Annotated in this window: 1 protein-coding gene; it reads left to right on the top strand. The window is 54.9% G+C overall.

Annotated features, from left to right (window positions below):
• Positions 1-742, top strand: a 742-nt coding sequence (locus tag JNB91_RS30350; protein WP_346269430.1) for a hypothetical protein, incomplete at both ends; no start/stop codon positions are given.

Below are 742 nucleotides of genomic sequence, written 5' to 3'. Positions count from 1 at the left end.
GTGGAGAAACAGGACATTCCCGCGAGTCAGACGGCATTTGAAAAACAGTGGCAGCAGTGGGGGGCATCCGGCCTTGCAGCTCTCAGAGTCCAGTTGCTTAAACGTGAAGAGGAATTGCGCCGGAAGGAGCAGGAGGATACAGAACGTAGTCGCGCGGAGCGACGAGCGGAACAGCTCAGGAAAAATGACAATGCCGTTATGGATTCAGGGGTGCTGAGAGGAGTCGTTACGGGGTATGGCGAGGCTCCCATGCCTGGTAACGGGGAAATGACCTGTTACCTTCTGCTTCACAACCGGAACGGAGAATATACGCTCTGGGGGAACGAGCTGGAGAAATACCGCACCAGAATCTTTGAGAGTGTTGATTTAATGCGTGACAGGAGTGGTTATATCTGTGACCGAAGCGAAATCGGTCAACATCCACCACTGCAACGTGTTTATTCCTCTGCGACCTTTGAGCAACTTCTGACGCAGGTTTGCCAGACATGGCCGCAATATACCCGCAATCTCCGCCAGCCGAAGACATGGCCGGAGTCTTTCTGTCTTGGAGAAGACCGCCAGCCAGCCATGCCATCACTGGCAGCAAGGAAGGTGGATTTTACGCAGGGACGTCTGCTACCGACGCTGATGCCGGTAATGAGTTCTGTCGACCGGGAAACCCGCCAGCTTCAGCTTTTGCTGGTCATGGGCGTGGATGACTCTCTGGGCGGTGTTGTCCGGCTTGATGGAACGCTGTATCCCG

Origin of the sequence: Aliirhizobium wenxiniae (genome assembly GCF_019511445.1) — a bacterium.
In the GTDB taxonomy this organism is placed as follows: Bacteria; Pseudomonadota; Alphaproteobacteria; order Rhizobiales; family Rhizobiaceae; genus Neorhizobium; species Neorhizobium wenxiniae_A.
Note: the sequence above shows the minus strand (reverse complement) of the source record. Positions and strands in the feature narration are given on the sequence as shown.